Raw genomic sequence first — 654 nt, forward strand, 5'->3', positions numbered from 1 at the left:
CCATCTCCCGCAGCACCACGTGGAGTTCGCGCCGCTCCACCAGCCGCCACAAGAGATCCTCCACCACCTCACGTTCTCCGACACGCAGTGCAGTGCGGAGAACCGGGAGCATTGAGAGTTCCTTGGCCATGAACCCGCTCCTTTCGGCGCCATCAGTGTAGGCGGAGAATGAGCCGTGCAACGTTGAAGTAGATCACTAAACCCGTCCCATCGACGAGCGTCGCGATGAAGGGCGAGGACACGACGGCAGGATCAATGCCGAGCCGCTTCAGCAGCAAGGGCAGCAATGTCGCCACTGTCACAGCCCACAGGACGATGCAAAAGAGTGCGACACCCACCGTCAATGAAATCGCCGGATCGACGCCAAGGATCTCCGCTCGCAGGACACCAGCTGCGCCCATAACAGCTCCCGCTAAAAGTCCAGCAAGAAATTCCTTTGGGAAAATCCGCAGCAAATCCCGCAGCCCAATTCCTTCGACCGCCATCGCCCGGACAAGCGTCGTCACCACCTGTGATCCGGCATTCCCTCCCGTCCCGATCAACAAGGGAACGAAAAAGGCAAGGGCAATAGCTTCCTCCAGTTCTTGCTCGAAGTGCCTCAAGACCGTTCCCGTATACATTTCAGCCACAAAGAGGAGCAAGAGCCAGCCGACG

At 58.7% G+C, this 654-nt stretch carries 1 protein-coding gene; it reads right to left on the bottom strand.

Annotated elements, in window-relative coordinates:
• Positions 1-152: 152 nt before the first annotated feature.
• Positions 153-654 (bottom strand): magnesium transporter (locus NET03_RS13360; protein ID WP_252129382.1); only part of this gene is annotated, 502 nt, incomplete at its 5' end.

This window comes from Thermomicrobium sp. CFH 73360, assembly GCF_023806465.1.
Lineage (GTDB): Bacteria > Chloroflexota > Chloroflexia > Thermomicrobiales > Thermomicrobiaceae > Thermomicrobium.